Origin of the sequence: uncultured Granulicatella sp. (genome assembly GCF_963515095.1) — a bacterium.
In the GTDB taxonomy this organism is placed as follows: Bacteria; Bacillota; Bacilli; order Lactobacillales; family Aerococcaceae; genus Granulicatella.
Map to the genome: position 1 here is coordinate 1 of NZ_CAUPXD010000026.1, position 25837 is coordinate 25837.

The 25837-nt window shown below is 31.1% G+C and carries 24 protein-coding genes and 2 pseudogenes; all 26 read right to left on the bottom strand.

All coding sequences use genetic code 11. The annotated features are described in order from the left end of the window. A pseudogene (locus RWL86_RS06370) lies at nucleotides 1-109 on the bottom strand (ion transporter); the annotation flags it as partial. Nucleotides 110-155: 46 nt separating this feature from the next. Continuing rightward, a complete protein-coding gene (locus RWL86_RS06375; protein ID WP_314078050.1) occupies nucleotides 156-1703 on the bottom strand; it encodes an ABC transporter ATP-binding protein in 1548 nt (515 codons plus the stop codon). Nucleotides 1704-2173: 470 nt separating this feature from the next. Then, nucleotides 2174-3388, bottom strand: a complete 1215-nt coding sequence (gene hflX / locus RWL86_RS06380; RefSeq protein WP_314078053.1) for a GTPase HflX — start codon at nucleotides 3386-3388, stop codon at nucleotides 2174-2176. Further along, nucleotides 3389-4333, bottom strand: coding sequence for a tRNA (adenosine(37)-N6)-dimethylallyltransferase MiaA (miaA, locus tag RWL86_RS06385; protein WP_314078055.1), 945 nt, complete (start codon nucleotides 4331-4333; stop codon nucleotides 3389-3391). Nucleotide 4334: 1 nt separating this feature from the next. Next, nucleotides 4335-5060 carry a glycerophosphodiester phosphodiesterase gene (locus tag RWL86_RS06390; protein WP_314078058.1) on the bottom strand — a complete coding sequence of 242 codons (726 nt, stop codon included), beginning with the start codon at nucleotides 5058-5060 and terminating at the stop codon, nucleotides 4335-4337. Further along, the gene (recN, locus tag RWL86_RS06395) at nucleotides 5053-6771 is read right to left on the bottom strand and encodes a DNA repair protein RecN (RefSeq protein WP_314078060.1); all 1719 of its coding nucleotides are present in this window, start codon (nucleotides 6769-6771) and stop codon (nucleotides 5053-5055) included. The genes RWL86_RS06390 and recN overlap by 8 nt, the downstream gene beginning before the upstream one ends. A 10-nt stretch (nucleotides 6772-6781) precedes the next feature. After that, nucleotides 6782-7609: a TlyA family RNA methyltransferase gene (locus tag RWL86_RS06400; RefSeq protein WP_314078063.1), complete on the bottom strand. Its 828-nt coding sequence runs from the start codon at nucleotides 7607-7609 to the stop codon at nucleotides 6782-6784. A gap of 10 nt (nucleotides 7610-7619) precedes the next feature. Then, on the bottom strand, nucleotides 7620-8504 hold the full coding sequence (locus RWL86_RS06405) for a farnesyl diphosphate synthase (RefSeq protein WP_314078065.1): 885 nt from the start codon (nucleotides 8502-8504) through the stop codon (nucleotides 7620-7622). Between the two features lie 11 nt (nucleotides 8505-8515). Continuing rightward, nucleotides 8516-8716 carry an exodeoxyribonuclease VII small subunit gene (locus RWL86_RS06410; protein ID WP_006702549.1) on the bottom strand — a complete coding sequence of 67 codons (201 nt, stop codon included), beginning with the start codon at nucleotides 8714-8716 and terminating at the stop codon, nucleotides 8516-8518. After that, nucleotides 8710-10050, bottom strand: a complete 1341-nt coding sequence (xseA, locus tag RWL86_RS06415; RefSeq protein WP_314078068.1) for an exodeoxyribonuclease VII large subunit — start codon at nucleotides 10048-10050, stop codon at nucleotides 8710-8712. The genes RWL86_RS06410 and xseA overlap by 7 nt, the downstream gene beginning before the upstream one ends. Then, a complete protein-coding gene (gene folD / locus RWL86_RS06420) occupies nucleotides 10043-10891 on the bottom strand; it encodes a bifunctional methylenetetrahydrofolate dehydrogenase/methenyltetrahydrofolate cyclohydrolase FolD (RefSeq protein ID WP_314078071.1) in 849 nt (282 codons plus the stop codon). Before folD ends, xseA begins: the two co-directional genes overlap by 8 nt. Nucleotides 10892-10986: 95 nt before the next feature. Beyond that, on the bottom strand, nucleotides 10987-11451 hold the full coding sequence (gene nusB / locus RWL86_RS06425) for a transcription antitermination factor NusB (protein ID WP_314078073.1): 465 nt from the start codon (nucleotides 11449-11451) through the stop codon (nucleotides 10987-10989). Then, entirely contained in the window at nucleotides 11448-11846 is a 399-nt protein-coding gene (locus RWL86_RS06430; RefSeq protein WP_314078075.1) for an Asp23/Gls24 family envelope stress response protein, read from the bottom strand. Before RWL86_RS06430 ends, nusB begins: the two co-directional genes overlap by 4 nt. A gap of 126 nt (nucleotides 11847-11972) precedes the next feature. After that, entirely contained in the window at nucleotides 11973-13034 is a 1062-nt protein-coding gene (locus RWL86_RS06435; protein WP_314078078.1) for a Xaa-Pro peptidase family protein, read from the bottom strand. A gap of 240 nt (nucleotides 13035-13274) precedes the next feature. Then, a complete protein-coding gene (locus RWL86_RS06440) occupies nucleotides 13275-14456 on the bottom strand; it encodes an ABC-2 transporter family protein (RefSeq protein WP_314078102.1) in 1182 nt (393 codons plus the stop codon). Further along, nucleotides 14456-15043, bottom strand: coding sequence for an ABC transporter ATP-binding protein (locus RWL86_RS06445; protein WP_314078081.1), 588 nt, complete (start codon nucleotides 15041-15043; stop codon nucleotides 14456-14458). The genes RWL86_RS06440 and RWL86_RS06445 overlap by 1 nt, the downstream gene beginning before the upstream one ends. Before the next feature lie 173 nt (nucleotides 15044-15216). Further along, nucleotides 15217-15699 carry a nucleoside 2-deoxyribosyltransferase gene (locus tag RWL86_RS06450; RefSeq protein WP_006702719.1) on the bottom strand — a complete coding sequence of 161 codons (483 nt, stop codon included), beginning with the start codon at nucleotides 15697-15699 and terminating at the stop codon, nucleotides 15217-15219. Nucleotides 15700-15733: 34 nt separating this feature from the next. Next, nucleotides 15734-17359 (bottom strand): ATP-binding cassette domain-containing protein, encoded by a 1626-nt coding sequence (locus RWL86_RS06455; protein ID WP_314078083.1) that lies wholly within the window; start codon nucleotides 17357-17359, stop codon nucleotides 15734-15736. Between the two features lie 113 nt (nucleotides 17360-17472). Further along, on the bottom strand, nucleotides 17473-19116 hold the full coding sequence (locus tag RWL86_RS06460) for a Na/Pi cotransporter family protein (RefSeq protein WP_314078085.1): 1644 nt from the start codon (nucleotides 19114-19116) through the stop codon (nucleotides 17473-17475). Between the two features lie 302 nt (nucleotides 19117-19418). Further along, nucleotides 19419-19727 carry a type II toxin-antitoxin system RelB/DinJ family antitoxin gene (locus RWL86_RS06465; protein WP_314078105.1) on the bottom strand — a complete coding sequence of 103 codons (309 nt, stop codon included), beginning with the start codon at nucleotides 19725-19727 and terminating at the stop codon, nucleotides 19419-19421. A gap of 157 nt (nucleotides 19728-19884) precedes the next feature. Beyond that, entirely contained in the window at nucleotides 19885-20967 is a 1083-nt protein-coding gene (locus tag RWL86_RS06470; protein WP_314078088.1) for a hypothetical protein, read from the bottom strand. Then, entirely contained in the window at nucleotides 20945-22159 is a 1215-nt protein-coding gene (locus RWL86_RS06475; RefSeq protein WP_314078090.1) for a hypothetical protein, read from the bottom strand. Before RWL86_RS06475 ends, RWL86_RS06470 begins: the two co-directional genes overlap by 23 nt. Nucleotide 22160: 1 nt before the next feature. Then, nucleotides 22161-23060: an ABC transporter ATP-binding protein gene (locus tag RWL86_RS06480; protein WP_314078093.1), complete on the bottom strand. Its 900-nt coding sequence runs from the start codon at nucleotides 23058-23060 to the stop codon at nucleotides 22161-22163. Between the two features lie 337 nt (nucleotides 23061-23397). Continuing rightward, entirely contained in the window at nucleotides 23398-24972 is a 1575-nt protein-coding gene (locus RWL86_RS06485) for an ABC transporter ATP-binding protein (RefSeq protein ID WP_314078096.1), read from the bottom strand. A 252-nt stretch (nucleotides 24973-25224) separates the two neighbouring features. After that, a pseudogene (locus tag RWL86_RS06490) lies at nucleotides 25225-25317 on the bottom strand (IS200/IS605 family transposase); the annotation flags it as partial. A gap of 140 nt (nucleotides 25318-25457) precedes the next feature. After that, on the bottom strand, nucleotides 25458-25837 hold a 380-nt coding region (locus RWL86_RS06495), incomplete at its 5' end, for an LPXTG cell wall anchor domain-containing protein (protein WP_314078099.1).

Here is a 25837-nt window from a genome sequence, read left to right on the forward strand (position 1 = left end):
CCAAATCAATCATCTCAGAAAATCCAAGTAATACCAGAATAACAGAGATTAAAGCTAGTAAAATAATTGTTGTGTCATAATAATCTGCAAAAAACCATTTTTTCTTCAAATTTTTACTCTCCTTACTTTCTATCCTATTATTACTCAGCTTTAATTCATTCAAGAATATTTATCGAATCATACTCAATATCTTCTAATTCTTGCTTACGATGTGTTATCATAATAACCATTGTATTTTCTAATTTAGATAAACTATTTAAAATCATTTTCGAACTAGCAATATCGATATTTGAAAAACTTTCATCTAATAAAATGATAGGATTTGGATTAACTAATAATCTTGCAATAGCAACTTTTTGCTTTTCTCCACCTGACAAATCATTTATCTTTTTAGTTAAATCAATATTTAATTGCTCAATTATCTCCTTAAAATTATCTGACTCTTCTTTTCCTAATAAAATATTCTCCTTGATACTTGTATCAAACATATAACCTTGTTGTCTTAAATAACTAAATAAGTTATCTGTATTGTATTGTTTAATATTATCCCCATCAATCAAAATAGTACCTTTTTTTGGTTCTAATTGCTGTAATAATAACTTGAATAGTGTGGACTTTCCTTTACCAGAAGCCCCATTCAATACATACCATTTTCCTTTATCTAATTGTAAATTAACATTGCTAAATAATACATGATCTGTTGTATAACCAAATTCTAAATCTGAAATAGTAATATTATCCCACGATAATATAACTGGTTTTTCAATAGTTTTATCATCACTTGCTTCAAACTTATCAATTTTATCTAAAAGTTGAACTGAAGAATGAATAATGGTCATATATTGATTAATCGCAGAAATTGAATCAAATAATTTCATTGCTAAATCAGTTGTAGTAAGAATTGCACCAACTAAGATTATCTGATTGATTATCAACAGCCCCGTTACCAATATGACCGATAATTGACTGATTACATTCAATAGAAAAATAATAAATGTAACTTTACTCGTTTCTTTAGCAAGTAATACTCTACTATTCTTAATTTTAAATAACTCTTGACTAAAGGAATCCTGATAAAAATTTAATGCACCAAATTCTTTTAGAACATCAATTCCTGTTATCATATTATTAATTTTATTCAAGTAACTTTTATTTGCCTCAGCCACATGATTTCCTGCATTAGACACCATTTTTTTGGTCATTATCGGGATAAAATATAATACAATTGATAATGCAAGACTGACAATGAATAATAAATAATGAACGTAAAATAAAGCAATTAAAGATAAAATAGCACGCAACATAAATTTTATCATACCAAAAATACTTCTTAGTACTTTATTTTCAATCATATTTACATCATTTTGAAGAAATGACTCAATTTCCTTTTGTTCTTGACCATTAATATAATTAGCTTTAATATTCCAAGAAGCATCTGACATATCACTACGCATCTTATTACATATATTTTGAATAACAATTTCTTGATAAATTGTTTGATAGTAAGAAATGATTAAACTAATAATCCATAATCCCAAAATAATGAATACTTCAATCATGAATACCTTTACATTTTGTTGGATAAGATATTCGGCTACCTTTGTCATTCGTAAGGCAGCATAAACTTGTAAGCCAGATACAGTAAATAAACCTGCTATATTTATCAGAAATCCTAACATCTCTCTTCTTAAATATTTAATCATTTCGATCCTCCTTAAAAAATGGGTCGTATTCTAACACGTAAAGCAATAAACAAGACTTTTACATATTGTAGCAAGGTCGACAGCAGCCTCGCCTTGCGAGTCTCATGTCTAAACTTTGAGCCTTGGTCTCAAAGTTTCCCTGTAATATTAGCCAAAATGGCTAATATTACTACTGCTACAATAAAAGTCTTTCCTATTGCTTTACTTTTTATCTTCCAGTGATTTTTAAATCAACCTTTAGAATTTTCTTTCATAAATTTTCCAGATAAAAATTTCTTACGTAACAAATTTAAAGAAAAAAGAACTTTTCTCCGTAGCCGAAGTAAAATTAGCTTCTCAAGATAATTTTACAGGAAATTTTGAGACCTTAGCTCAAAATTTAGGCATGAGACCGAAGGGCTGCTGCCGTCCTAGCTGCTTTTAGAAAAGTTCGTTTTACTTTAAATGCCTTAAAAGCAGTTTAAATAATATTACATTCCTTTTTTACGATAGCCTTTTACATAGTATTGGTTTTTCTCTTCATTAAACTCCAAAATTTCTACTAATGTATTTTGTTGGAGTTGTGAAAGTTTTTGCGCTTCGTAAACTTCTACCCATTCTTCATAATGGTCCATTTCTGCTTTCATTTGAGCTCCAAGAAATTCTCTTAATCGCTCAATATCAGTTGCATTTTCAGCAGACATCACTAACGAAGGATAAGCATTCGGTTGAAACTCTCCAATGATTAAATCAGATTTATTATAAATCGTCACCATTGGAATAGTTTCCATTTCTAAATCCTCAACTAAGTCATGAACCGTTTTTTCATGCATTAAGAAATTCGGAGATGATGCATCTACTACATGCACTAATAAATCAACATCCGCACTCTCTTCTAAAGTTGACTCAAATGCGTGAATTAAAGTCGTTGGTAAATCTTGAATAAATCCAACGGTATCCGTTAATGTCACATCATAGTGATCGGCCAAATCAACTTTTCTTGTTAATGGATCTAAAGTTGCGAATAATTGATCCATCTGGTACGTTCCTGCATCTGTTAATTGGTTTAGAATGGTTGATTTTCCAGCATTCGTATAGCCAATTAATCCCATTCTAAAACCATTCGAACGATTTCTCTTCATTCTTGAACGTTGACGATGTAGTTTTGTCTGTTCTAATTGTGCTTCAATATCTGAAATTTGTTTACGAATGTGTCGTTTATCCGTTTCTAATTGCGTTTCCCCTGGTCCTCTTGTTCCAATTCCCCCACCTTGTCTCGATAAGGCTGTACCTTGGCCTGATAAACGTGGTAATAAATAATTTAATTGAGCCAATTGTACTTGAAGTTTTCCTTCTTTTGAACGAGCACGCATCGCAAAAATATCTAAAATTAATTGAACTCGGTCAATAATTCGTGCATTAATCGTTTCATTTAGATTTTTCGTTTGAGAACCTGTTAGAGATTGGTAGAAAACTATTAAATCAATTTCTAATTCATCGACTAAATGACTAATTTCTACTACTTTCCCTTTTCCAATCATTGTACGACCACTATAAGTTTCTCTTTTTTGAGTAACAGTTACGACAACTTCTCCTTGAGCGGTATCCACTAATTGCTTCATCTCTTCTAGAGCATATTGAAATTGCTCATCTGATTGTGTTGTTTGCACAGCAACAATCATAACTCTTTCTTTTGTGTTTTCCATTTATTCACTTCCCAGTAAAAACTGCTGACAATCTAAAATAACTTGAGAAATTGTATTAGGATTTTCTACTAAATCATACCAATGTACAGCTTCAAATCGGTTTCTAAACCACGTTAATTGTCGTTTGGCATATCGTCTAGAGTTTTGTTGAATTTTTTGAATAGTGGCTTCTTTTGATAATTGACATTCAAAATAATCCACCCATTCTTTATACCCAATCCCTCGAATAGATTGAACATCTAATCCTTTTACTGCATCATATAATTGTCTAGCTTCCTCTTCTAAACCATTTTGCATCATCATGTCTACTCTTGTATCAATTCTTTCATAAAGGACTGCTCTATCCGTTGATAATCCGATAATATAGGCATCAAAAATTGCTTCTTTTTGTTGTTGGTCATTAGCTGAAAATGGCTTTCCACTTGCATATGTCACTTCTAGCGCTCGTATAACTCGTCTTGTGTTATTCGGGTGAATATTTTCAGCACTGACAGGATCAACTTTTTTTAATTGTTCCCACATAGCAAGAGGTCCAATTTCTTCTAGTTCTTTTTCCTTTTCTAGTCGGTAAGCTGGATCATTGGAATCTTCTCCACTAAAATGAAAATCAAATAATAAACCTTCAATATATAATCCTGTTCCACCAACAATAATTGGAAGTTTCCCACGGCTTGCAATCTCTTGAATCGCTTCTCTTGCCATTTGTTTAAAATCACTAGCGGTATATTCTTCCTTGACTTCACAGATATCTAATAAATAATGAGGAATCCCTCGTACTTCTTCAGGAGTTACTTTAGCTGTTCCAATATCCAATGTTTTATAAACTTGCATTGAATCCCCATTAATGATTTCTCCATTTAATTGTTGTGCTAATTCGATACTAAGAGCTGTTTTCCCAACACCTGTTGGGCCAACAATTACAATGATTTTTTGTTTTTCTACCATACTACTCCTTTATTTCCGAACGAAGCTCAAGAGCTTTTTGTGGATAATCTGTAAAAATCGCTTCTACATTAAGTTCAAAACAATGTTTCATCTCATTTTCTTGATTCACTGTCCAAACACGTTTTGGATACTGTGAATGAATCTCAAAGGATTCTTTTAATAAGCTATAATCCGGATGAACAGCTTCAAATTTTACTTCTTCGAATACAAAATTTGCCATTTCTACAGTTTCATATAAAAAGGCAATTTCTTGAATTGGTTGTAATTGTTTCATTTGAATAATGCTTCTAGGATTAAAACTAGAATAAATAATCGCAAAGTTTGGTTGCAGTTTTTCTTGTAAAGCCACACATTTTTCAACAATCCCAGCGTATTCAATTTGATCCGTTTTTAATTCAATATTTAATTCACCTTTGAAATCCAATTCCTTTAACAATTGGAATACTTCTTCCAAGGTTGGAATTTTTTCTCCAGTAAATGATTCATCGAACCAACTACCTGCATCCAATGCTTGAATTTCTTCTAATGTTAAGTCTTGAATAGAACCACTACCATTAGTCGTACGATCCACTGTTTCATCATGAATCACGACTAATGCTCCATCTTTTGAAACATGAACATCTAATTCAATTCCATCACTTTGAACACGCACTGCTTCTTGAAAAGCAGCTAATGTGTTTTCTGGATGAGTTCCTCTACTTCCTCTATGTGCAAAAATTTTAGTCATTTGCAATCACCTGTTTCTTTTGAACTTTATTTTGTTGACGAATTTTTTGAGACAACGCAATTAATTCTGCCGCATGTTGTTTCGTTAATGCGGTCATTTCTTCTCCAGACAACATACGACCGATTTCTTCGATACGTTTGTCTTCTTCTAATGTTGTTAGAGTCGTGCGTATACGCTCATCTTTTTCCATTTTTTCAATGAAAATATGAACTCCCGCAATACTTGCCACTTGTGGTAAATGAGTAATACATAATACTTGAGCAAATTCTGAAATATAATGCATTTTATTCGCAATAGCTTGAGCCACTCGTCCACTAACCCCTGTATCTACCTCATCAAATACAATCGTTCCAACACCATGCTTACGCACAAAGATTGTTTTCATAGCAAGGGTAATTCTAGATAATTCCCCACCAGATACAATCTTTTGTAATGGTTTAACAGGTTCACCCTTATTCGTCGAAATATAGAAGTAAACTTCATCCATTCCTGTTTCAAGAAGTTGTTCACTTGGTAGGACACGAATTTCAAAAATGGCTTGTTCCATATATAATTCATGTAACTGAGTTTCTATTTTTTCAGCTAATTCAAGGGCAATTGCCTGTCTTTGTTTCGTCAATTCAAGAGCTACTTCTCTTGCTTTTTGTTCGATTTGTACTTTTTCTTGAATCAATGTTTCAATAATACTTTCTTTATTCTCAATTTGATTTAATTGTGCTTGTACTTGTGCTTGGAATTCTAATATTTCTTCTGCATTATCTCCATATTTACGTTTTAACTGATAATAAATATCTAAACGTTCTTCAATATAGGCTAATCTTTCTTCATCATATTCTGCATGATCTAATTCATGACTCATATTAGAAACCGCATCTTGTAATTGATAATAAGATTCTTGTAATTGCTGGTGCAATTGTTTATAATTTTCACCAATTCCTTCTAAAAATCCTATTTCTTGAGAAGCTTGACTAATCGCATCTACTGCAGAATATTCTTCCGTTTGTAACACAGATAGAGCAGACATTAAGTGTTCTTGAATTTTTTGGAAATGAGTAAAATATTCCTTTTCTTGAACTAATTCTTCCTCTTCTCCAATATAAATATTTGATAATTCTATTTCTTCTACTTGGAATTTTAATAAGTCAATTTTTTGTGCATCTTCTTTTTCAGCAGTTTGTAACTTTCTTAATTGCTCTTGAATGCTGCAATAATGTTCATAATACTCACTATAAGAATCTTTTAATGATTGCAATTTTTGTCCTGCATAGGCATCTAAAAGACTTAAATGATACTCTTCGTTTAATAATAAGAAATGTTCATTTTGCCCATGAATATCAATCAAATAAGGACCTACTTGTTTTAATAACGAAACGGTAACCAGTTGTCCATTAATACGACATGTAGATTTACCTGTTTGATATAATTCACGTTGAATCATGATTTCATCATTTTCAATTTCAATGCCTAATGCTTCGATTTTTCTTTTTGTCTCTTCTGAATCAATGGTAAAAACTGCTTGAATTGTCGCTTTTTCACTGCCATATCGAATCATTTCCAAGCTAGCACGTTCTCCAGCGAGTAATCCTACTGCATCAATAATAATTGATTTACCTGCACCTGTTTCCCCAGTTAATACCGTCATGCCATTTTCAAATTGGCAGCGAACTTCTTCAATAATTGCAAAATTTTTAATAAACAATTCTTGAATCATCGTTCCACCTCTATTTTAGATTTTTTAATTGTTGATGTGCTTCTTTCACAACTGCTTGAATACCAGTCTTCCAATCATATGAAGAAGCAACTGTTTCATGTAATTGCAGATGTGCTAAAAACTCAATATTGCCACTTCCTCCCGTAATTGGAGAGAAAGTAAGTTGTTGAACAGAAAAACCAATTTGTTCGCAATATTCTAGAATTTCTTCTAATACATCTTGATGAACTTTTGGATCACTAACAATCCCTTTTTTCCCAATACGTTCTCTTCCTGCTTCAAACTGTGGTTTAATCAGTACAAGAACGTCACCATCCATCTCTAAAATATCTTTTAATGGTGGTAGAATTAATTTTAACGAAATAAATGAAACATCAATCGATGCCACTTGAGGTTTTCCTTTTGTAAAATCTTCAGGCTTACTAAAGCGGAAATTCACTCTTTCCATGACTTCTACTCGTTCATCTTGTCTTAATTTATAATCTAATTGATTATATCCAACATCTAATGCATAGCTTAATACAGCACCATGTTGTAGTGCAGCATCTGTAAAGCCTCCTGTTGAAGCGCCAATATCTAATAAGATTTTACCTTCTACACTTACATCAAAAGTTTCGAGTGCTTTTTCTAATTTCAATCCACCTCTTGAAACGTAGCGAAGGGTTTCTCCTTTTATATAAAGTTCAGTTGTAATCGGAATTTTTTCGCCAGGTTTATCATAGCGAATATGTTTCACAGCATCTACAATTTGCCCTGCCATGACAAGTCTTTTCGCTTTTTCCCTAGAATCTGTCAATCCTTGTTGTACGACTAGAAGGTCTACTCGTTCTTTTTCCATTCTTTCTCCTTTAAATCTCTACATATGAGAGAATTTTTATAAATATTTCTTGTACTTGTCTTTGAACCGTTGTTTCATTTGGAATAGATAGAATCGCTTGTTTTGCCTGGTTAATTTCTTGTTCTAAGGCAAGTTTCGCTCCATCAATTCCTAAAATGCTAGGATACGTATTTTTTTCTAATACTGCATCTTGTCCAGTAATTTTACCTGTTTTTTCAGAATCCCAGCAAACATCTTGTAAGTCATTTTGAATTTGAAAAGCTAAGCCAAAATGCACGCCAAATTTTAAAAGAGCTTCTTCATAAGGTGTCGCATCCTCTAATACGAGTAAGCCTAAACGAATCGCAGCTAATAATAATTGTCCTGTTTTATCTGCATGAATTTGTTTGAGTTGCTCTAATGTAATTTCTTGATGTTCACTTGCAATATCTCTCATTTGACCGGTAATCATACCACTAGCTCCAGATGCTGAGCCTAATACTTGAATGGCACGAACTTTTTTTGTATCCGATAATTGACATTGAGCTAATTCTTCAAATGCAAGTGTTAGTAAAGCATCTCCTGCTAAAATGGCTGTTGCTTCATCAAATTGTTTATGAACCGTTAGCTTACCACGACGATAATCATCATTATCCATTCCTGGTAAGTCATCATGAATTAATGAATACGTATGAATCATTTCTAAAGAAGCTGCTACCGGTAACACTTTTTGAAGTTCTACTTCTTCTAAATGACTTATTAACAGTACTAATAATGGACGAATTCTCTTTCCTCCACTACTACACGCATACAGCATGGCTTCTTTCAATCTTGTTGAAATATTTGGAATCTTTTCGATTCGATCCAATAAATAGGTTTCTATTTCTTGTTGCCAATATGAAATCATTTCACTCATGAGTTACTCCATTAATCTTCTTTTACAACAATCATTTTGCTGACTGTTTCTTCTGCTTTTGTTAATGTTTCATTACAATATTGGCTTAGAGCCATTCCTTCTTGAAACTTTGCAATAGCTTCATCCAAAGGAACATCTCCTCTTTCCAATTGCTGTACAATTTGTTCTAATTCACTCATTGCTTCTTCAAATTTTTTCTCTTTCTTTACCATAATTGATTTCCTTTCTCTACAGAAGTCACTTTAGAACGAACCGTTCCATCGACTAATTGAATCGTTAATTCTTGTTCCACTTCTAGTTGGTCAACACTTTTAATAATCATTTCTTCTTGTTGTAAAATCCCATACCCACGATTCATAATTTTTAATGGACTTAATAAGTCTAATTGCTGAATCGCTCTTTGGAATTGTTGTTTTTTATCTTTCATCAATTGAATTTGAGCTTGTTCCAAACGTTTTGCCAAATATTGAAGTGCTTGTTTTTCCGTTTGAACTCTTCTACTTGGAGAACGCAATTCTAAACGATGTTGATTTTTTAATAATTGTTGACGTTTTTGCTGAACACTTTGTTGCATCATTTGCTGCAATCGCATTTCTAATTGATCCACTCGTTGTTGATAAACTTGATAAATCCGTTCTGGATTTTGGAAAATACTTGCATTCGCTAATGCTTGCATTCTTTCTCGTTTAATTTGTAATTGACGAGTTAATGCTTGTTCCAGACGTGTTTGCAAATTTCTCAATTGTTGATGAATTTCCATTAAAACAGGTGTTGCAATTTCTGCAGCAGCTGTTGGTGTTGCAGCTCTCATATCTGAAACAAAGTCAATTAAAGTCGTATCTGTTTCATGCCCTACACTTGAAATAACTGGAATCGACAACTCAGCAACTCTTCTTACAACTGGCTCTTCATTGAACGCCCACAAGTCCTCAATCGACCCGCCACCACGTCCAATAATGACGACATCATAATCTTCTTGTTCCACTAAGTCTAAATTTTTCAATATACTATTAACCGCATGAACGCCTTGCACCACTGTTGGATATAACACTAATTGAACAATAGGGAATCTACGAGACACTGTTGTTTGAATATCTTGAATGACCGCCCCTGATTCACTTGTTAAAATCGCAATTTTTTTAGGAAATTGAGGAATTGGCTTTTTAGGAAGAGAAAATAACCCTTCAGCTTCTAATTTCTTTTTCAATTGTTCATAGGCTAAATAAAGAGCCCCAACTCCATCCGGTTCCATATGTTCAATATTAATTTGATACTGTCCTGATTTTTCAAAAACGGAAACTTTACCAATCACTAATACTTTCATCCCTTCTTCAGGACGGAATTGAATCTTTTTAAAGGCAGATTGAAACATTGTTGCAGAAATAATAGCATTTTCATCTTTTAAACTAAAATACTGGTGAGTCGGACGTAAACGAAAATTTGAAATTTCTCCCGTTAAATAGATTCTTCCAAGATGAGGGTCTTTATCAAATTTATATTTAATATATTTCGTTAATGCCGAGACTGTTACATATTCTTCACTCATAAATGTTTTCCCTCTTACATGCATTAAGATAAGTCTGCTCTAATAACATCGCTATGGTCATTGGACCAACTCCACCTGGTACGGGAGTAATGGCACTGACGTAATCTTTAACGCCATCAAAATCCACATCTCCAACGATTTTTCCAGATTCTAATCGATTAATACCTACATCAATAATGACAGCATCTTTTTTCACATGTTCTCTCAAAACTAAATTTGGTCTTCCAACTGCACTTATAATAATATCTGCTCTTGCAATTTGTTTATCTAAGTCTTTTGTTCGACTGTGACAAACAGTTACCGTTGCCCCACGATTTAAGCCTAACAAAGCCATTGGACGACCAACAATCGTACTTTGCCCAATAACAACCATTTCTTTTCCAGTAAGGTCAATTTCATACTCTTCTAATAATCGAATGATTCCTTTTGGCGTACATGGGACAATACTTTCATCTTTTTGAAGTAATTTTCCTAAATTTACAGGATGGAAGCCGTCTACATCTTTTTCGGGAATAATGGCTTCTAATACTGTCTGACTATCAATCTGTTTTGGTAATGGTAATTGAACTAAAATTCCATGAATAGCATCATCTTCATTTAATTTTTTAATTTTTTCTAATAACTCTTCTTGAGTAGTAGTCTCAGGTAATCTTTCAACAACCGAATGAAATCCCACTTCAATTGCAGCACGTTCTTTATTTCGTACATAAATTTGACTAGCAGGATCTTCTCCTACTAATAATACAACTAAACCAGGTCTTACTGCCTGTTCTTCTACTTTTTGTTTCAATTCTTGACGAATTTTTAAGGCTAAACTTTTACCATCTAATACAATCGCCATTTACTCACTCCTTTAAATAAAAAATTGAGCAAAAAGTGTTCCTGGAAGCAAATCATTGCTTCGGAGCGCCTTCTTGCTCAACCTCCTATACTGACTTACCCTTCAACAAAGTTTGATAAGACACCATTAATAAATTTCGCTGATTTTTCATCACTATATAATTTTGCAATTTCAATTGCTTCATTCAATGCAACTGTTTGAGGAACTTCCAATTCAGGTGAACGCATTTCGCAAACTGCTACACGCATAATCATTAAATCTAAGCGAACGATTCGATTTAATTCCCATCCTTTTAAATGTGAGGAAATTAAAGCATCAATCTCTTCTAACTGGTTTTGTACCCCTTGGATTAAATCTAATGAATAATGAATTTCTGGAAACTCATCTAATAACGCTTCATTAGAATATATTTCTTCATCAAATGATTGTTCATCATGCAATACGTCTAACGCTAAGCGAACAGCATCAAATTCTGATAAATCTTTACAAATATCCATTTGATACAAAGCTTGAATAGCAATAATACGTAGTGCACGTCTTTTTAATGGGTTACGACTCACTCTTCATCCCCCAATTCGAAAAATTCTGAATCAACATTTTTTGCTGGAATAATTGTTTGAACATGAATATTTACTTGAGAAATTTCTAGTTCACAACTAAATAATAATTGTTCTTTAATTTTATTTTGTAATAATAATGCTAATTTTGGAATAGATACTCCATAATCTACATTACCGTACACATCAAGAATAAATTCACCTTGTTCTTGGGTTAAATAAGCACCTTTAGCTAGTTCTTCACGACCAAAAAGTGTATTCACACTTGTCTTAATAATTCCTGATAAAGGATGGAATCCTTCCACTTTAGAAGCAACAATTCCTGCAATGCTCTCAATCACTTCAGGGGCAATTTCAATAGCACCTAAAACGGCTGTTTGATTTGAATATTTTTCCATAATGAACCTCCTTTTACAAAGATTCTGAATCGCTATCTAACTCAATGAGCATCACGAATCATGATCTTCACTCTCTTTTACAGTTTACCATGATTTTACTTCTATCACAACTCACAAGGTAATTTCTTATAAAATAATCAATTCACGCGGAACTTGTTGAATCACTTCGCCACCAGTCGGAGTAATAATGATATCATCTTCAATACGAACGCCACCAACACCTGGAATATAAATTCCTGGTTCATTTGTAATTACATTTCCTGGAACAAATGCTTGAGTCGCTAAACGACTTACATTTGGAGCTTCATGAATTTCTAGTCCAATACCATGACCAGTTGAGTGTGTGAAGTATTCTCCATATCCTTTACTAGCAATATAGTCACGAGCAATTTTATCTAATTCAACCCCTGTTTTACCTGGTCCTGCTGCTGCACTTACTAATAATTGAGCTTGTAAAACAACATCATGAATTTCTTTCAATTGATCTGTTGGTTCCCCTACAGCAATTGTACGAGTCATATCAGAAACATAACCATGATAGTAACATCCAAAGTCTAATGTTACTAAATCTCCTGTTTCAATTAATTTTTCACTCGCAACACCATGAGGCATTGAAGAACGAACACCACTCGCAATAATTGTATCAAATGAAACGCCAGATGCTCCTTGTTTTCTCATAAAGAAATCTAATTCATTGGCGACTTCAATTTCACTCATACCAGGTTTTAGTACATTTAAAATATGCAAGAAAGCTGCATCTGAAATCGAACATGCTTTACGAATTGTTTGAATTTCTGCTTCATCTTTAATTTCACGAATTTTTTCTACTAATCCTTGAGTTGGAACTAAATCTGTATCAAATTCATCTTCAAAAACTTCTAACATTGAAACAGATAAGTGGTCTGCTTCAAACCCTACATGTTTTAATCCATGTTTTTCAATTAATTCACGGAATACACCTAGCCAACCTGTTTTATGTTCAATTACTGTAAATCCTTGTGCTTGTTTTTGAGCTTGTTGCGTATAACGAGCATCTGTTACAAAATATGCTTCATTTAATGTAATTAATGAAAAACCTGTTGTACCTGTAAAATTCGCTAAATAACGTAAATTATATGGACTATAAACAATTAATCCATCAATTTCTAAATCCTTCATCGCATTTCTTACTTTTTCAACTCTGATCATATAATCACCTTCCAAAATCTTTTTGTATCTACTAGTATAACAAAAAAAGTCCAAAATATATATGATTTTCAAGAAAAAAAACTCAAAAATTTAGGCGTGCCTAAAAAGTGGTTATTTTTTGAAATATTTTCTAGATAAGAATTTAAGAAATAATTCTACTTACACTTTCTTTTCAGGTCAATTTTGATATAAAAAACGTAACAACCGTATTACAGTGTTGTTACGTTTCATAATTCAGCATTATTTATTGGAAAAATTTTTTATCGATAAACCATTCATTTTCTCTAATAATAAAATACAAATGAATAAGATAATCATTATTATAGGCATAATAGTTAATCCCATACTCCCACTTAATTGAGCATTTTGAATATTTTGAGGTAATCTTCCTGTTAAAACCTCAACTGAACGTAAATAAGTAAATGGAATAATATGCGCTACTCTCTGTAGAGGTTCAATAACATTAATACCAAAAACTAATCCACCGATTGAAATTAACGAGATAAATAAAGCTACTGTTTTTTGTTTGAAAAAGAAACTAATTAAATAGACTACTTCAACAATAACGATAAATACTAAAAATTCTAAGGCTAAACTCTCCAATAATATATTCTGTATTTTAACAATCACTATCTCTTGCTTAGCAACATCAAAAATTGGATATGGATATTCCAAAGTTCCTAACCCTTGATTGAATAATCCTAAAAATAAAGAAATAGCACAGATTAATAGAAACACAATGCTTACATACCCAATTCCTACTCCAAGAGAGCTAATGGCAAACTTCACTTTTGAAAAAGGAAGTAATTTTGCTGTATCCAAATTGTCTTTAAACCGATCCGTAAATAGTTGTGTTAACATGAAAATAATCGAAATTAAAAATAAAGTTGGAATAATAATAGTTAATGTCCATACTACTTGATCAATTCCATAAGTTGGAAAATCTAAAAGATGCGCCTTAATATTTAATGGGGATAAAGCTTCATATACCTTCCATTCACGATAAACTGCCTGTTTTAATTCCGCACTAGAATGAGCCTCTTTTGAAATTATTCCAAAAATCTTTTCTTCATATTTCGCTTGTAAATAATAAGCCTCTTCCCACTTTTGTTGTTCTAATAAAGATAGAATATGTTTTCTTTCCTCTAATTGATTCTGTTTCAATTCTAAATTTTTCTTTGTAAACTGATATTCTTCTGACTCAGTATCTGTCGTTTGAGATAATTTATCTTCATTTTCTTTAATCATTTGTTCATTTTCTACAATTCTACTTTGTAGTTGATTTTCCAAACTAAGACTCTGTGCCGTTCTACTATTCATATAAAATGCAATACTGATGACAATTGTTAGTAATACAACTATAATGACATTCAACCGACTTTTTAAGGCTTTTTTTACTAAAAATAAACTAAAATGTTTCATCATTGTACCTCTTCTATTCGACAATTTTCAATCTTTACAATTTTGTCGCAAACATTTATCAATTCTTCTTTGTAGTGAGAACTTATAATAATCAGTTGTTGTGAATGGATTTCTGTTAATCGATTGAAGAATTTAGTACGATAATACTCATCTAAACCATTTGTAATTTCATCCATTAACCAACACTCTGCTTGACTCATGAAATACATTGCTATTAATAATCTTTGCTTCATCCCTAGTGAATACTTGCGAATGGGTAAATGAATATAGTCAGCCATTTCCCAATACTCAATTTCATGTTCTAAATTTTTTGAAGAATTCCAAACATTTTTGACATAAAGTAAATAATCAATTCCACTCAGATTTCCGTCGAACCATTCAATCGTTTCATAGTAAAATAGTGAAGATGGAGCTATGATTTGTCCACTATTTACTGAAATTAACCGGCTTATTGCACGAAATAATGTAGTTTTTCCAGAACCATTAATGGCAACCATTCCATATATATTTCCCTTTTCAAAGGTAAAGTCTATATCTTTTAAAATCATTTCTCTTGTTTTTAGACGAACTTGATTCAGTGTAATCATACAAATCCCCACTTTTTATTAATTTACATTATTAAATTGATATCGTTTTTATTTTATCGTTTAATATAATTTTTTACAATAGGGAAATTAGCATTCTCATATGTCTTCAAAAATAAAAATTCGACACTCTTGTTGCAATTTAGAGTGTCGAATATATTTCATACTATTTTTACTTAAGCCATAATATAAGCAGGTAAAGCTTCTAGTAATTCTTGCGTACTTGAGAAAACTTCCCCTCTTAATTTAATTAGACCTACTGTATATAAATTTGCATATGGGAATTGAGATTCAGCAACTTCTTGTAATGCTACTAATTTTTCTGCATTTTCAGCTCCATATTGACGACTATCACTATATAAAGCCAAAATTGGAATACCAGCTTGATACGCAATTCCAATCTCACTAGCAACACCTGCATCAATAATCGCACCATCTAAAATAGCAATGACTAAATCTGCATCTAGCAACGCATCCGTATCATATCTAGCAATCATCGTTGAATCTGCAAAAGAATTTTTATCATTAATCGCCATTTGTTCTTGAGGAAGGTAAACTTCCAATTGCGGATATTCTTCTCGAATTCGTTTAACAAAACTTTCGTTAAAAGCTAATTCCATTTCTGAAAATAATGGACTGGCAAAATAAATTTTTTTCATAGCGCTTCTCTCCTATAGCAAATTAAAGTCTATCTTATTGATATAAAGCATCTACACGTGCTTGAACTTCGTCATTTTCTAAGAATTCATCATATGTTGATTCTAGACGATCCACAACACCTTTTGGTCCGATTTCAATAATACGGTTTGCTGTTGTTTGAATAAACTCATGGTCATGACTTGAGAATAATAATGAACCTTTGAAGGCAATTAAGCCATCATTTAATGCTGTAATGGATTCTAAGTCTAAGTGGTTTGTTGGGTCATCTAATAATAAGACATTTGCTTTTGATAACATTAATTTAGATAACATACAACGGACTTTTTCTCCCCCTGAAAGAACTGTTACTTGTTTCATAACATCGTCTCCAGAGAATAACATACGACCTAAGAAGCTACGTAAGAATGTATTATCTTGTTCTTCAACCGGTGCATATTGACGTAACCATTCTAAAATATTTAATTGTGGATTTGAGAATTCTTCCGTCATATCTTTTGGTAAGTAAGCTTGACTAGTTGTTACTCCCCATTTGAATGTACCGCTATCTGCTTCCATTTCCCCTGTTAAAATTTTGAATAATGTTGTAATCGCAATATCTGAACGACTTAAGAAAGCAACTTTATCATCTTTTTTCAATTGGAAGCTTACATTTTCAAAAATAACTTCGCCATCAATTGTTTTTGATAATCCTTCAACCATTAATAAATCATTTCCGATTTCTCTTGCAGGAGTAAATCCAACGAATGGATATTTACGGCTTGATGGTTGAATATCATCTAATGTAATTTTATCTAACATTTTCTTACGAGATGTCGCTTGTTTTGATTTAGAAGCGTTCGCAGAGAAACGAGCGATAAATTCTTGTAATTCTTTAATTTTTTCTTCTTTTTTAGCATTTTGGTCAGCCATTAATTTAGCGGCTAATTGACTTGAATGTAACCAGAAATCATAGTTCCCTACGAATAATTTAATTTTACCAAAGTCAACGTCAGCCATATGTGTACATACTTTATTTAAGAAGTGACGGTCATGGGAAACAACGATAACCGTATTTTCAAAATTAATTAAAAATTCTTCTAACCATGCGATTGATTTAGCATCTAAACCGTTTGTTGGCTCGTCTAGTAATAGTACATCAGGTTTACCAAATAATGCTTGTGCTAATAATACTTTTACTTTTTCAGCTTCCACTAATTCACTCATTAATTTATAGTGTAAGTCTTCTGCAATCCCTAAACCTTGTAATAATTGTGAAGCATCACTTTCCGCTTCCCAACCATTTAATTCTGCAAACTCTCCTTCAAGTTCAGCAGCACGAATTCCATCTTCATCAGAAAAATCTTCTTTCATGTAGATGGCATCTTTTTCTTTCATAATATCAAATAATTGTTTATGTCCCATAATAACAGTATCAATAACACGTTCATCTTCAAAAGCAAAGTGATCTTGTTTTAAGACAGTTAAACGTTCATGAGGATCTAAAATAACTTCCCCTGTTGTTGGTTGTAACTCACCAGACAAAATTTTTAAAAATGTAGATTTACCCGCACCATTTGCACCGATAACTCCGTAACAGTTACCAGGTGTAAATGTAATATTTACTTCATCAAATAATTTACGATCTGAAAATAATAAACTTACGTTTGAAACTTTTAACATGAAATTCTCCTTTTATAACATTTTTATCCTTATTGATTGTACTATAATTGTCTATAAATAACAAATAATCACTAAAAAAGATGACACCAAAATGGCATCATCTTCTCATCAGTTTATTCTGTTACAACCACTGGACGACCTAATCTTTGAACAGTCTCTCCAATATTTCTAAAGTGGTCACTAATACGTTCTAAGTTACTTAATAAATCCATGACGAAAATACCTGAATCGGCACTCGCAATTCCCTTATTCATACGTTTCATATATTTATCACGAATTTCAATTTTCAATCGGTCAATTTCTCGCTCGATTGTAATCACTTCTTTAACTTTCACTAAATTACCAGTTGATAAAGTATCAATCGACATTGCAAATCCTTTTTGTACTAAGTCAAATACATGTTCTAATTCTGATAAAGTCTTTTCATCTAATACAATATCACGTTCTAATACAGCTTTCGCAAAATCTGCAATATTTTCTGCATGGTCACTAATACGTTCTACGTCGTTAGCTGTACTAAATAATTCATCAATGGTTTCTTGGTCAGTTGTTGAAACATTTTGTTGAGAAATTTCTACTAAATATTCCACAATTGCTTTTTGGAATTGATTCACTTTTTGCTCTGAAGCAAATGCTTTTTCAATTTTTTCTTGACTACGTAAACGAATAGCATCAATCGCATATGTTAAAGTTTTATCTGCCGCATGAGACATCGCTGCAAATTCATACATTGTATTTTGTAACGCAATCGATGGTGTTACTAAAATACGTTTGTCTAAATAAGATACTAGTTTTTCTTCTTCTTCCATTGTTTCAGCTTGCGGTTCTGGAATAATGAAGTCCGCTAATTTTACTAGTAGATTTGCAAATGGGAATAATACAATCACATTTACAATATTAAAAATAGTATGAGCATTTGCAATTTGTCTTGCTATATCAGTAGCATTCATAGAAGTAACAATATTTGTTAAAATTCCCGTTAAAAACAACATGAAATAGATAGTACCAATAATGTTAATACTTAAATGAATCACAGCGACTTGTTTTCCACGTCTTGAAGTTCCTAAACTACTAATTAACGCTGTTGTACATGTACCGATGTTGTCTCCAAAAATAATATATAGAGCTGTAGCAAATGGTAATACTCCTTGAGAAGCTAAGGCAATTAATACCCCAATCGTTGCAGAAGAACTTTGAAGCGCTAATGTCATAATAAATCCAAGAGCTACCCCAAATAGTGGATTATGTCCATAATTAACAATCCATTCTGTAAAGGCTGGTAAATCTTTTAGTGGCGCTAAAGCGTCTTTTAAATAGTTCATACCAATGAACAAAATTCCAAACCCTACTAAGATTTCAGCAAATTCTTTTACTTTAGGATTCTTCACAATTGCTCCCATTAAAATTCCTGTACCAATTGCAATAGGTGCCCATTGAGAAAGATTAAAGGAAACCATTTGACCTGTAATTGTCGTACCAATATTGGCCCCAAAAATTACACCGACTGCTTGTTCAATCGTCATAATACTGGCATTCACAAATCCGACTACCATTACTGATGTAGCACTTGAACTTTGAATCACCATTGTGACGAACATCCCAACTAAAACAGCCATCAAACGATTTTTTGTTAACGTACGAACGATACTTTTTAGCTTATCTCCTGCAAATTTTTGCAATCCATCTGCCATTAATTTCATTCCGTACAAGAACAAACTTAAACCTGCAACTGCACCTAAAAACATCTCTAAATACATGGTGTTTTTAACTCCTTTGTTGTCTATTAAATTTTAAACAGTTTATGTTCTATAAACAACACGATTGTAACATAGCCACTAACACTTGAAAAGAGAATTTTGTGCAAAACATACAAATAACTCCAATCTCTAAATAGACAGAATCTATCCAGAAATTGGAGTTGTTCAATTGAATTGTTACTCTAAATCTTTTATCAGTTTTTCTAAATTACTTGAAGCATGAAACACTCTAAGGATAGTAACTATATGATTCTCATATTTATAAAATACGGAATAATTATTGACATTAAGTCACCTAATTTTTATCCATCAATCCTCGTCCTAAACTCATTAAAAAATTCATTAACCGAACGAACATTTTCCCCTTCAGCATTCTGAAATTCTTGAACCATCATTTTACCGAATTCTTCAGAAGTCATATTTTCAATACTTTCTGAATAAGGAGTCACAGGTAAAGAAATATTAAATGGTATGCTCTTAGTTAGCGAAACTTGTTTTAAAAGTAAAGTAACTAGTGTAGACATTGGCATTCCTAGTTGATTTAACACAAATTCAGCTGATTTTTTATCATCTTCATCAACTCTTACATTAATGGTAGCAGTTTTTCCCATCATCACACCTCCTTGAAATGTAATGCAATTGTATTGTAAATTACTACAAATGTCAAATTATATAGAATCATTTCTTTACTCCACCTTAACACCTCTAAAAAAGCTAACATAGCAAATAATAAGAACATTTTTTCAGTGCATCATTCTTCCATCAACTTTACCTTATATCTAAAAATTTTATGAATAGATAATTCGTAACATAAAAAGTCAACAGCATACACATAGTCAATAATAAAAATCCTATAGTTAGAGACTGATTGTTTTGAATCATTAGTAACACTATCATCACCCCAAATGGGCTTTTAAATAGACAAAAAATAGTACAAGTAGCAATTAAAGTGAGAAGACAAATTATCGATAATATTTCGTCTTTAAAAAGGAATACAAATATTTTTTCTAAAATAAAACAAATATAAGTTGAAACTACTGGATAAAAAATTGAAATTAATAACATATGATAAGCTGAATAGATCCTACTACCTTCTAACGTTGCAATAAGAAATGGATAATTATAAAAATTAACACCAAAAGCTATACAATATAAAGAAATTCCAATCAAAACGATTATTAGTGGTAAGAAATAAAACAAGCCAAGCGTATAAAACCACTCCTCTTTATTTAGACGTACCATTGAAATAGGTAATGCTTTTAGTAAACTTTTATGAGATAACTTTCGCTTATGAAAATTAGTCACCATAAAAATATAAAGAAATAAAAATCCACCTAAAGCAAGAAAATAAAGAATAATTTTTATCACTACATAACTAGTTTTATAATGCAAATAATCTTGATTACTTTCACTTAAATATTCTAAAATAATCTTTTCATCTTCCAATTTACTAATATCAGGCAACTTATCAATATAATTAGGTAACAAAGTTGTAAGATTATTTAATAACTGAATACGCTCTGTATAAATGGACAATAGTTTTTTTGAAGTAACGGACTTTTTATAACTAAAATTTTCTTCAGACAAGTTTTGATAGATTTGAGCAATTTGCATTTCCGACTCTTCTCGAACATTACTTGGTATACTGTAATCCTTAGCAATTAATGCCATTAAGTCATCCATCATCATAAATTGATTATTTATTATTTCTTGTGGAGTTTCTGTAGGAACCCATTTGTTATACCCTATCAATAATATAAACATAACAACCATAATGACAGGAAGTTTTATAAAGTAACTCGTTGAAACTAAATAGTTATAATCTAATTTAATGGAGGAAAATTTTTTCATAACGCTCCCTCTTCTCCTTCAAAGTCAATATTCCAATAGAAAATATAAAACAAATTACACTAGCAATTACAAGTGCTAACATTCCTTGAAACATTGAAAAGTGTCCATTTAAATAAAACTCATTTTTAACCCCATATATCACTGTTCCAAAACTAAAATAAGATGAAGGAATAGAACCAATATACGGCATTTCAATATTTAAAACTTTCATGACCGTTTCTAAAAATATAACTATCGTTCCAAAAAGAAATGTTAAGATTTGATTACTAAATAGTTGGTTTAATAAACTACATAAGCTTACAATAAATAAATTCAATAACAGTACAAAGCATAAGATAATAAGAAACAGACTGAAATAAGAAATAGTTATAGGCTTATCATTTTCAAATATCACCGTTTTTAAAGTAAAATCTCCTATTCCATTTTTTATAGAAATCATTCCAAAATAAATTAGAAATGCTACAAATTGAACAAAACATACAACAATCCATTTACTAATCATTTTTTGAATACTGTATCTAAAATTACTGATTGGTTTTGTATTCAATAAACTTCTATGTTTAGAATCTGATAAAAATATAGAATTAGACATCACTAGAGTAAATAAGAAAAGGAATGGTAAGAAAAAAATATTTGGAATTTTATAATCCAATAATGGTAAGAAAGACTGAACAGCAGTTATACCTATCAATTCATTCATTACATTCTTATCATCAAAATTTTTGTCTTCTAATTGTTGATAATGCAACATTGACTGTTGTGTTTGCTTTTTAAATAATATTCCATTTTTAGATGCAGTAGATCCTAAAGTATTTTTATTTGTAATCGTAATCTCATACTTTTCACGAATAGAGTCTTCTAATTCCCAAGCTTTAATCATTAATTGAATATATTTTCTATAATCTCTATTCTGAAAAGCATTTCCAGCATCTATATATGCATTATCAATCTCAACGAATAATTTTTCATCTTCATGTAACTCTCGTTGTGACATTTTACTATCCATTAATAGACTATTTTTGTATTGTTCATGGATTTTTATATTTGTAAGAGTATATTCATTCATTATTTGATACTGATGATTTAGTTCATAGAGACGTAAAATTGAAAAAATAAATACAATAGAGAGAAAAATGATTACCTGAATTCTTACCAATCGATTCGTCAATACCATGATAATCTGGCTTTTCATATTACTCTCTCCCTTCATCATCTGAATGAAATAGTTCTTGATAAATGATTTCGCAACCTTTTATTCCATAAGTCAAACTGGATATAGTCATCAAATTTGATTGAATCCACAAAAATACGGAATCTAGTTCATTCAAATCTTTCATACTGATCAGCAATTCTGATGGATTAGATAGTATATTCATATTCATAAATTGTTGAGTAAACTCTTTATATCTATCCACTGATGAAAATTGTATTACAATTGATTGATTACACTGATCTTCAAGTTGATATTTTAAAGCAATCCTCTTATCTTTTAAGAAATACACCTCATCAGCAATACTATTTAGATTATTCAACAAATGTGATGCAATGATAATTATTTTACCTTCATTTTTTAAACTCCGAAGTACTTTAGATATTAATTGCACGTTATCTGGATCCAGTCCATTCATCACTTCATCTAATAGCATAACTTCACAATTTGTTACAACAACTAACGCAAAACAAAGTCTCTGTTTCATTCCTAACGAGTAACTAGAAACTTTATTGGAGATATATTCAGTCATTTGTAATTTTGAAACAACTTCATCAACAAATGATGGTTTAATATTCCACATTTCAGCGTAAAATTGTAAATGTTGTAACCCTGTTAAGTCAGAATACAAATCATCTTGATTACACATTCTCACGATTTTTCGTTTCATTTCCAAATAATGATTCTTATAATTTTTATCATCCAACAAAACACTGACATCTCTATTATTGAGATTACCGGCGATGATCTCTATTAGTGTAGATTTCCCTGTTCCATTTGGAGCTACTAATCCAATAATTCTAGGCTTGACAATTTGAATATGAATATCGTTTAATACTTCTTTTTTCCCATACGAAAACTTAGCTATACTAATATTTAACATTCTCCCCCTCCTCATTATACCCATAATTTAACCAGAAAATTTCTTTAATTTTTTTCAACTCTAAATCAATACTCTCCAAAAGTTGATATCCTTGATAATCATATTTTAATCACTCTTTAATTTAATTATAGCCTTTTCCAATTGAATGTAAAGGCTTTATTTGTAAAATAAAAAGCTTTCCGACTTTGTACTGCCCCCTATTTGGCATGTTTTTTAATGAAATTAACTTATAGAAATTTATTAAATAAGGAGTTATGATTTTAGGTTAACGAATCTTTTAAATGGGACGTAAGCCAAAGAAAAACGCGCCAAAAAATTTGGCGCGAATCCCTAGGTTTTATAAAAAATAAAGTTTATCTAATTTTGAACTTATCTTATCATCTAAATGATGTGAAATGATAATGACAGTTTTCTCAGAATCTTCTACAATTTGCTCTTCTATGGCAACCGCCGTTTTAGCATCAATTGCTGAAGTTGCTTCATCTAAAATAATACATGGTGTATTACGTATTAATGCTCGAGCTAATGTAAGACGCTGTTTTTCTCCACCTGATAAATTATTTCCGTCTAAAGAAATAATCGTATCTAATTTTTCAGGTAAGTTATTTACTAAATCATACAGTTTAACCTTTTTCAAAATATCAAAAATTTCTTCATCAGTTTTCTTCATACCAAGTAGAATATTTTCTCTAATTGACATATTAAAAATTGCACCTTCTTGACTCACATATGCAATCTCTTTTGAAAAAAGAACATCCTTATTCTTTTCTTTAACAACTCCATTTACTTTTAATTCTCCATCAAAATTATTTATTCTACCTAAAAGAATATTGAGCAAAGTAGACTTTCCACTTCCGCTAGGACCTAAAATTGCGTATTTTTTACCTTTTTCAAATTTAAAAGATAAATTATCAAAAATCTTTTTCTCGTCAATAGAATATGTTATATTGTTCCCTTCTATTAAGGATAAATTGTCATATTCTATTGTTTCTGCTATCATTTTAGTTTCTAACTTCTCAATAACTTCATTCATACCTTGCATTGCTATAACTATTTCTAGGAACATACCAGTAGAATTTAAAAATAATGCTAGAATTGCTGGAACTGATAATAACATTCCAATACTGATTTCCTTTTGTAATACTAAATAAAGAACAAACATAAACATAATACCTTCAAATATTCTTTGTGAACCATAAAATGTTAAGGTAGCAAAAGAAGTATATTTCTTAGCTACAACTCTCTGATTCTCAACATCTGTTTGAGCTTGTTTGATTTTTTCTTTTAATATAGAAAGTGCATTAAAATTTTTTAAAACATCATAAGCAGAAGTGTATTCCTGTAATGTATTAGTATATATACCACTTAATTGAGAAAACTTCTGATATGCCATACCTATTTTTTTTCCAAACCGAGTTCCTACTATCATTAAAATTATTAGTAATAAAAGTGAGACAGATCCTATCTTCCAATTAATTGAAAATAATATAATTAGAGATATAGTTGATAATACTACATTACTAAACAGATTTAAAAAAGGTTCAAAATAAGTTGTTGAAATACGCTCTAAGTCAGTTGTGTACCAAGATATGTACTCTCCATGTTTTATCTTATGATAGTTATCGTATCCCATTTTTTCAATATTTTCACTAACGCCACTGCCAATTGAAACAATCCAATCTTTAATCAACTTTGCATTATTTATTGATAGACAAGACTTTAAAATTTCAGTAATTGCCATTACTAGAATTAATACAATACCATATAAAAAATAATTATGATTATTTGCTAAAAAATTATCAAGTATCAGAGTTCTTCCATAACTACTAAAGATTGTTCCTAATGCAATTAAGATAGTAAGAATTATTGTTCCAAACCACCGATATAAATTTATTGTAATATATTTTTTCATAAGTCCTCCTTTTTCAAAATATTTTATTTTGTTATTTTCATTTATGCTTCTTCCTATAATTATATATTAACATACTTTTTGTTTTTTTCATCTTTTTTTAATTTAAAAATATTTTTTATCGTTTTATCGTCTTTTAAAAAAGATAATCTATAACCAAATTTTAATGTTCATACTATCATAAAAATAATCTTTTAATCATTACAAGCCTTATTGCTTTTGACTCGTCACTTGCCTCTTAAAGAGGCATTTATATTACTTACCATTATTCCTAAAGTGATCTTCATACTCTTTTACACTTAATTTATCGATTGCTATATCATGTTTTTCTTATTCTTGTATATATTTTGTCGAACAACCTAAAAAAGAGATCACTGTATGATACAGCAATCTCTTTTTCGACAAGGTATTATAACAATCTGAGAATATAGTTTTCATTTTGAAAATGTCAAACTCTCTTCTTGCTTCCATAATCTCTTGTCTATTGATTATTCATCTTCTTTTTTCTTACCTGGAATGGCAACTCCTAATCCTGCAAGAATTGAAGCTGCTGCAGCTCCGAAGATGACAAATTCTTCTCCAGTACCTGTGTTTGGAAGTTCTTTTTGGTTGTTTCGTTTTGAAACGTTCGCTGCTAATTTAGCATCTGTTACATCTTCTGAAGTTTCTCCATTTGATGCATTTATTGCATTGTTAGCTGCTTGATCATCAGTTGCTACTGAAGCTTGGTTTAACTTGAATTCTTCTAAACGTTTCACCATTGCATCTACTTCTGCTTGACTTGCGTCTGCATTAGCAAATACTTTCTTAGCGTCTGCTAATAAGTCATTCGCTTCTTTTGCAGTTTCTGCATCAAGCTTAGCTGATT

Bases quoted from the DNA above. Each gene is read 5' to 3' on its own strand.
- RWL86_RS06375 (WP_314078050.1), bottom strand. From the start codon at position 1,703: ATGATTAAATATTTAAGAAGAGAGATGTTAGGATTTCTGATAAATATA.
- hflX (WP_314078053.1), bottom strand. From the start codon at position 3,388: ATGGAAAACACAAAAGAAAGAGTTATGATTGTTGCTGTGCAAACAACA.
- miaA (WP_314078055.1), bottom strand. From the start codon at position 4,333: ATGGTAGAAAAACAAAAAATCATTGTAATTGTTGGCCCAACAGGTGTT.
- RWL86_RS06390 (WP_314078058.1), bottom strand. From the start codon at position 5,060: ATGACTAAAATTTTTGCACATAGAGGAAGTAGAGGAACTCATCCAGAA.
- recN (WP_314078060.1), bottom strand. From the start codon at position 6,771: ATGATTCAAGAATTGTTTATTAAAAATTTTGCAATTATTGAAGAAGTT.
- RWL86_RS06400 (WP_314078063.1), bottom strand. From the start codon at position 7,609: ATGGAAAAAGAACGAGTAGACCTTCTAGTCGTACAACAAGGATTGACA.
- RWL86_RS06405 (WP_314078065.1), bottom strand. From the start codon at position 8,504: ATGAGTGAAATGATTTCATATTGGCAACAAGAAATAGAAACCTATTTA.
- RWL86_RS06410 (WP_006702549.1), bottom strand. From the start codon at position 8,716: ATGGTAAAGAAAGAGAAAAAATTTGAAGAAGCAATGAGTGAATTAGAA.
- xseA (WP_314078068.1), bottom strand. From the start codon at position 10,050: ATGAGTGAAGAATATGTAACAGTCTCGGCATTAACGAAATATATTAAA.
- folD (WP_314078071.1), bottom strand. From the start codon at position 10,891: ATGGCGATTGTATTAGATGGTAAAAGTTTAGCCTTAAAAATTCGTCAA.
- RWL86_RS06430 (WP_314078075.1), bottom strand. From the start codon at position 11,846: ATGGAAAAATATTCAAATCAAACAGCCGTTTTAGGTGCTATTGAAATT.
- RWL86_RS06435 (WP_314078078.1), bottom strand. From the start codon at position 13,034: ATGATCAGAGTTGAAAAAGTAAGAAATGCGATGAAGGATTTAGAAATT.
- RWL86_RS06440 (WP_314078102.1), bottom strand. From the start codon at position 14,456: ATGAAACATTTTAGTTTATTTTTAGTAAAAAAAGCCTTAAAAAGTCGG.
- RWL86_RS06445 (WP_314078081.1), bottom strand. From the start codon at position 15,043: ATGATTACACTGAATCAAGTTCGTCTAAAAACAAGAGAAATGATTTTA.
- RWL86_RS06450 (WP_006702719.1), bottom strand. From the start codon at position 15,699: ATGAAAAAAATTTATTTTGCCAGTCCATTATTTTCAGAAATGGAATTA.
- RWL86_RS06455 (WP_314078083.1), bottom strand. From the start codon at position 17,359: ATGTTAAAAGTTTCAAACGTAAGTTTATTATTTTCAGATCGTAAATTA.
- RWL86_RS06460 (WP_314078085.1), bottom strand. From the start codon at position 19,116: ATGTATTTAGAGATGTTTTTAGGTGCAGTTGCAGGTTTAAGTTTGTTC.
- RWL86_RS06465 (WP_314078105.1), bottom strand. From the start codon at position 19,727: ATGGGAAAAACTGCTACCATTAATGTAAGAGTTGATGAAGATGATAAA.
- RWL86_RS06470 (WP_314078088.1), bottom strand. From the start codon at position 20,967: ATGAAAAAATTTTCCTCCATTAAATTAGATTATAACTATTTAGTTTCA.
- RWL86_RS06475 (WP_314078090.1), bottom strand. From the start codon at position 22,159: ATGAAAAGCCAGATTATCATGGTATTGACGAATCGATTGGTAAGAATT.
- RWL86_RS06480 (WP_314078093.1), bottom strand. From the start codon at position 23,060: ATGTTAAATATTAGTATAGCTAAGTTTTCGTATGGGAAAAAAGAAGTA.
- RWL86_RS06485 (WP_314078096.1), bottom strand. From the start codon at position 24,972: ATGAAAAAATATATTACAATAAATTTATATCGGTGGTTTGGAACAATA.